Raw genomic sequence first — 6,069 nt, forward strand, 5'->3', positions numbered from 1 at the left:
AGTAATTTTCTGAAAATTTATTAAATTTTGTAATTTTTCTTATCCTTAGCATTTATTAAAGTGTGAACCATAGTCTACAAAGGCCTTAGCATCGCTGGTTTTGCCCTCATGAAGGTCCCGAACAATTTTCGAGCCTACGATGACCCCATCCGATACCTGATTAAAGCGTTGGATATCTTCTTGGGTGGAGACCCCAAATCCTGTCAGAACTGGAATAGTGGCCAAGTCTCTCAAGGTTGCCAAGTGCTGATCCAAGTCGTCCCGGTAGTTGCCCATCTTCCCAGTAACTCCATTGATGGCTACCGCATAGATAAAGCCTTCTGCTTCTTGGATCAAGGCCTTTTGGCGTTCGACACCAGTAGTCAAGCTGACCAGGGGAACAAGGGCAATATCACTTCCTTCCAAGTAAGGTGCTATCATATCAGCATGCTCATTTGGCAGATCTGGAATGATCAAGCCTTTGACGGAGGTAGAAGCCAATTCTTTTATAAAAGCCTCAATCCCATATTGGTAGACTGGATTGATATAGGTCATGATAACCAAGGGAATCTTGGTCTCTTGTTCTTGGATTTTTTTTACAATAGCGGTTAAGGTCACTCCCTTGGCCAAACTACGTTGCCCAGCCATCTCGATGACTGGCCCATCCGCTACAGGGTCCGACCAGGGAATCCCTACTTCAATAGCCGATGCTCCACTTTCTTCTAAGAGCTGGATGGTGTCAAAGAGGCCATCCAGTCCCTTCTCATGATCCCCCGCCATGATATAAGGGACAAAGATCCCACGCTTGCTGTCTTTAATGGCTTGTAAATGCTGTGTTAGTGTTTTGGTCATCTCTACTTCCCTTCTGCTTCAAACTGTTCTTTCACCTGCATGACATCCTTGTCTCCACGACCAGATAGGCAGATGATGAGATGTTGGTCCGGAGGCATTTTTGCTGCGACTTTTTGCGCTAGAGCGATAGCATGACTGGACTCCAATGCTGGAATGATCCCCTCCAAACGAGAGAGCAACTTAAATCCTTCAAGGGCTTCTTCATCCGTGATGGAATCATAGGTAGCTCGGCCAATTTCATTGAAATAACAATGCTCTGGCCCCACACCAGGATAATCCAATCCAGCAGAGATAGAGAAAGCCTCCATGATCTGTCCATGGGCATCTTGAAGCACTTCCATCAAGGTTCCATGAAGGATACCAGGACGACCTTTAGCAAAGGTCGCTGCGTGTTTGTCCGTATCCAAACCAAGACCAGAGGCTTCTGCTCCGTACATGGCTACAGATTCGTCTTCTACGAAGGGGTAGAACATGCCAATGGCATTGGAGCCTCCACCGATACAGGCTAGGACCGCATCAGGAAGTTTTCCACCTGAGACTTCAGCAAACTGACGTTTGGCTTCCTTACCAATCACGGATTGAAAATCTCGGACAATCTCTGGGAAGGGAGCTGGTCCAAGGGCAGATCCCATGATGTAGTGGGTATCATCAATCCCAGCTACCCATGCACGAAGGGCCGCATTGACCGCATCTTTCAGCACGCGCGATCCATCTGTCACACTATGGACTTTTGCTCCCAAGAGCTCCATCCGAAAGACATTGAGGGCCTGGCGTTTGACATCTTCTTCCCCCATGTAGATGGTACACTCCATCTCAAAGAGTGCTGCTGCCGTCGCTGTTGCAACTCCGTGTTGACCAGCCCCTGTCTCCGCGATGATCTTCTTCTTGCCCATCCGTTTAGCCAACAAGACCTGACCAAGGGCATTGTTAATCTTGTGGGCCCCTGTATGGTTGAGGTCTTCTCGTTTCAGGTAGATTTGCGCTCCACCGATGTGCTTGGAGAGGCTTTTGGCGTGGTAAAGTGGAGTCTCCCGCCCTACATAATTCTTGAGTAAGTCATCCAATTCCGCCTGAAAGCTTGGATCTGCTTTGGCTTCTCGGTATGCCTTATCCAGTTCGATCACGGCTGTCATCAGGGTTTCTGGGACAAACTGGCCCCCAAATTTTCCATAAAACCCTTTTTCATCCGGTAGTTGATAGTTCATGCTTTCGCTCCTTCTATAAATGCTCTTATCTTTTCTATATCTTTGTGTCCGTCTGTTTCGACCCCTGAAGAGACATCCAGGACATAGGGCTGAAAGGTCTCTCGAGCTTGGCGGACATTGTCCACTGTCAAGCCCCCTGCAATAAAGAAGTCCTGCCGGATCTTCTGATCTTTCAGCAAGTCCCAATCAAAGGTTTGCCCACTCCCCGCTACTGGAGCATCAAAGAGCAGATAATCTGCCTGGCTTGACACTTGGGCTTCCTGATCACTGAGTTGGATCGCGCGAATGACGGGAACTGAAATCTTTGGAATCAGAGCTTCATCAAAATTTCCATGAATCTGAACAATGTCTAAGGGAACCTGAGCAATGGCTTGCTCCAGCTCCTCTAGACTCGGTGAGACAAAGACTCCGACAATTTTGGTCTTGCCAGTCACCAGTCTCGCCAATTCGTGGGCTTGCTCCAGACTGACTTGTCGCTTGCTCTTAGCGAATACAAAGCCGATATAGTCTGCTCCTGCTAGGACAGCCGTCTCCACGGCTTCCGCTGTAGACAGGCCACATATTTTAACCTTTGTCAATTTGTAACTCCTTGACCTTTTCTGCTACATCACCTGCTGTCATGAGAGCAGTCCCAACCAAGATCCCATTAAAGTAGGGAGCGACACGAGCCGCATCTGCCCCATTAAAAATAGCGGACTCCGATATATAAACTGGCTGGTCTTTGAAATATGTGGACAATTCAAGACTAGTATTCAGATCCGTTTCAAAGGTGACCAGGTTCCGGTTATTGACCCCGATAATCTCCGCCCCGATTCGATGGGCGATTTCGAGCTCAGCTAAGTTATGGGTCTCTACAAGCACTTCCAAACCAAGCCCCGTCGCAAAGTCGTAGAGTTCTTTGAGCCGGGCTTCTGGCAAGGCTGCGACAATCAAGAGAATAACCGTTGCTCCGGCATTGCGAGAGCGGACAATTTGCTTCTCATCGATGATAAAGTCCTTGGCCAAGGTTGGAATCGTTACATGGGAAGAAATCTCACCAAGGTAGTCGAGATCTCCCTTGAAAAAGACTTGGTCCGTCAGGACTGAGATCATGGCTGCCCCGTTTTCTTCATAGGTCTTGGCTTGGGCGACAATATCCACATCCAAGTTAATATCCCCCATACTAGGACTGGCTTTCTTCACCTCAGCGATGATCTGCAAGTGCTCTTGATGGCTCTTGAGAAAATCATAGAGACGATAGGTTTGACGAAGAGGCTGGAGGTCTTCCATGACCAGTTGCGCCACTTCTTTTTCTTTTTGTTCTAGGATTGTCGGTAGAAAGGCTTTACTCATACTTGAACCTCTTGTAAGTGTTGCAATTTAGCAAGGGCAGAACCATCGGAAATCAATTGACGCGCAAGCTCCACACCTTCTTTGATACTTGCCACTTTTCCATTGGCATAAAAGCCAAGACCAGCATTGAGAACTGTCGTTTCCAGATAAGGGCTAGCCTCATTCTTCAAGACTCTGAGGAGAATTTCTGCATTTTCCTTGGCATCGCCCCCAGTTATTTCAGACAGCTCCACCTTGTCCATCCCCAGATCTTCATAGGTAAAGGTATGCTGGCTAATCTTGCCGTCTTCTAAGAGAGTATAGGTATTGGTTCCATAAAGAGCAGCTTCATCCATATTGTCAGGACCAGTGATGACGACGGCACGTTTGCGTCCCAACTGCTGGATGGCACGCGCGACAATCTCTTGCAATTCGACACGGTAGAGCCCCATGAGTTGGGTTTCAAGATCCAGTGGATTGGCCAGTGGCCCAACCAGGTTCATAATGGTTGGAATCCCCATAGCTTGACGAGCAGGGCCAATAAAGCGCATAGCCGGATGCATGGTTTGCGCAAAGATAAAGGCCAAGCCAACCTCGTCCAAGGCTTTAGAGAGGGTCTCTGGCGAGGCTGCCACGTTGATGCCCAGCGCTTCTAGGACATCTGCAGAGCCTGACTTAGAAGAAACAGAGCGATTGCCGGCCTTGGCCATGCGGATCCCTCCAGCAGCCAAAACGAAGCAAACAGTCGTCGAAATGTTAAAGCTATAGGATTGGTCACCGCCAGTCCCACAGTTACACATGGCATCTGAGAAGGTCTCTGGCAATACCGTCGCATGGGCCTTTAAGGCGCGCACGATCCCAGTAATTTCGTCTGCTGTTTCTCCCTTGGTTTTGAGTCCCATCAAAAAGGCAGCGATTTGACTTTCTGATAGTTGGTTCTGCAAGATTTGATCAAAGACTTCTTGGACTTGCTCTTGCGTCAAGTCTTGGCGATTAGAGATTTGTAAGAATAGTTCTTTCATAAGGGTTTCCTCTTATCTTTTCTACACGTTTTAATAGATATTTTAGCTGCTTGGAACTGCTGGTCTAGTCTAGGACCAGCTTCACAAAATTTTCGATCATTTTTAGACCATCTGGACTACCGATACTCTCAGGATGATACTGAAGTCCGTAGATGGGCAGGCTCTTGTGTTGGATGGCCATGATTTCTTGGTCGTCCGTAGTGATGGCTGTGACCTCAAATTCTTCTGGCATTTGGTCAACGACGATAGAATGGTAACGCATGATAGGCACATCATTCTCAATATCCTTGAAAATGGGAGATGGCGTTTCAAGGGAAATCTTGCTTTGTTTGCCATGCATGACATTCTTAGCCAGTCGCAACTTGCCGCCAAAGGTCTCAGCTAGGGCTTGATGCCCCAGGCAAATCCCCAACATTGGTTTCTTACCTGCAAAGTCCTTGATCATGGCTTCCATTTTCCCAGCATCTGCTGGCCAGCCTGGACCTGGGGAGAAGACGAGGGCATCTGCTACTTCCGCCTGCTCATACAAGCGCTCATCATCATTTCGCAAGACCTCAACCTCTGTATAAGTTCCCAAGTATTGGGCCAAATTATAGGTGAAGGAATCATAATTATCCACTAATATAATCATTGAACATCTCCTATTCTTGTCATCGATTTTGCCTTGTTAATCGTTTCGTAAAATTCATTCTCCGGAACACTGTCGTAGACAATCCCTGCTCCTGCTTGGACGTAGGCCTTTTGATTCTTGAGGATCATGGTCCGAATGGCAATGGCGAAGTCCATATCCCCTGTCGCTGAGAGGTAGCCGATAGCCCCTGCATAGACGCCACGTTTTTCCTGTTCCAACTCATAGATCCGACGCATGGCCCGAATCTTAGGAGCTCCAGAGACTGTCCCAGCTGGCAAAGTGGATTTGAGTGCATCGAGAGCTGTTAGGTGTGGCAGGAGTTGCCCCTTGACCACACTGGTCAGGTGCATGACATATCGGAAATACTCGACTTCCATATACTTGGTCACTTCGACCGTCCCGTTTTGAGCGATTTTCCCGATATCATTGCGGCCCAGATCTACCAGCATGCGGTGCTCGGCTGTTTCCTTGATATCGTGAAGGAGTTCATGAGCCAGGGCTTGGTCCTCTTCTTCCGTTGCTCCACGAGGTCGGGTTCCGGCGATTGGATTAGTGGTCACCTCTCCCTTCTTCACCGATACCAGACTTTCAGGACTGGCTCCAATGATCTGGTAGTGATCAAAGTCATAGAAATAGAGATAGTTAGATGGGTTGGTCACGCGCAAATTCCGGTAATAATCCAAGGGATCACCCTCAAAGTCTGCTGAGAAGCGTTGACTGAGGACACATTGGAACATATCGCCTTCACGGATCAGTTTCTTGACCTTAGCAACCATCTCCATAAAGACTTCTTTCTCGATATGATTGGTGAAGTGGAGGGCCTGCAAGGCCTGAGGGGTGAACTCGTTGGGCGCTTGGGTTTGCAGATCGGTCACCACTTGCCCCAGTGATTGGCGGACCGCATCATTGCTTCGACCAGAGTAGATATTGTCTTCCACCACATAGACTTTTTCCTTCTTGTGGTCAAAAATCAAATAAGACTCGTATATGAAGAAATGCATGTCTGGTGTCCCGATCGTATCCTGAGGAATCCGTCCAATCTCTTCGTAAACCCCGATCATATCATAGC

7 protein-coding genes are annotated in these 6,069 nt (G+C 48.1%); all 7 read right to left on the minus strand.

Annotated features, from left to right (window positions below; all coding sequences use genetic code 11):
* Window positions 1-45: 45 nt before the first annotated feature.
* A complete protein-coding gene (gene trpA / locus QZ158_RS07425) occupies window positions 46-831 on the minus strand; it encodes a tryptophan synthase subunit alpha (protein ID WP_293887235.1) in 786 nt (261 codons plus the stop codon).
* Window positions 832-833: 2 nt separating this feature from the next.
* The gene (gene trpB, locus QZ158_RS07430; RefSeq protein WP_293887237.1) at window positions 834-2,036 is read right to left on the minus strand and encodes a tryptophan synthase subunit beta; all 1,203 of its coding nucleotides are present in this window, start codon (window positions 2,034-2,036) and stop codon (window positions 834-836) included.
* Window positions 2,033-2,614 carry a phosphoribosylanthranilate isomerase gene (locus tag QZ158_RS07435; protein WP_293887239.1) on the minus strand — a complete coding sequence of 194 codons (582 nt, stop codon included), beginning with the start codon at window positions 2,612-2,614 and terminating at the stop codon, window positions 2,033-2,035. The genes trpB and QZ158_RS07435 overlap by 4 nt, the downstream gene beginning before the upstream one ends.
* On the minus strand, window positions 2,601-3,368 hold the full coding sequence (gene trpC / locus QZ158_RS07440) for an indole-3-glycerol phosphate synthase TrpC (RefSeq protein ID WP_293887241.1): 768 nt from the start codon (window positions 3,366-3,368) through the stop codon (window positions 2,601-2,603). The genes QZ158_RS07435 and trpC overlap by 14 nt, the downstream gene beginning before the upstream one ends.
* Window positions 3,365-4,369 (minus strand): anthranilate phosphoribosyltransferase, encoded by a 1,005-nt coding sequence (gene trpD, locus QZ158_RS07445; RefSeq protein ID WP_293887243.1) that lies wholly within the window; start codon window positions 4,367-4,369, stop codon window positions 3,365-3,367. Before trpD ends, trpC begins: the two co-directional genes overlap by 4 nt.
* A gap of 64 nt (window positions 4,370-4,433) precedes the next feature.
* Window positions 4,434-5,000, minus strand: a complete 567-nt coding sequence (locus QZ158_RS07450; RefSeq protein WP_293887245.1) for an aminodeoxychorismate/anthranilate synthase component II — start codon at window positions 4,998-5,000, stop codon at window positions 4,434-4,436.
* A partial coding sequence (locus tag QZ158_RS07455; RefSeq protein WP_293887247.1) for a chorismate-binding protein occupies window positions 4,997-6,069 on the minus strand: 1,073 nt, incomplete at its 5' end. The genes QZ158_RS07455 and QZ158_RS07450, both read right to left, overlap by 4 nt.

It is taken from the genome of Streptococcus sp. A12 (assembly GCF_905372335.1).
Lineage (GTDB): Bacteria > Bacillota > Bacilli > Lactobacillales > Streptococcaceae > Streptococcus.

What these genes read in the sequence shown, in the direction of transcription:
- trpA (WP_293887235.1), bottom strand. Translation starts at nt 831, where the DNA reads ATGACCAAAACACTAACACAGCATTTACAAGCCATTAAAGACAGCAAG.
- trpB (WP_293887237.1), bottom strand. Translation starts at nt 2,036, where the DNA reads ATGAACTATCAACTACCGGATGAAAAAGGGTTTTATGGAAAATTTGGG.
- trpC (WP_293887241.1), bottom strand. Translation starts at nt 3,368, where the DNA reads ATGAGTAAAGCCTTTCTACCGACAATCCTAGAACAAAAAGAAAAAGAA.
- trpD (WP_293887243.1), bottom strand. Translation starts at nt 4,369, where the DNA reads ATGAAAGAACTATTCTTACAAATCTCTAATCGCCAAGACTTGACGCAA.
- QZ158_RS07450 (WP_293887245.1), bottom strand. Translation starts at nt 5,000, where the DNA reads ATGATTATATTAGTGGATAATTATGATTCCTTCACCTATAATTTGGCC.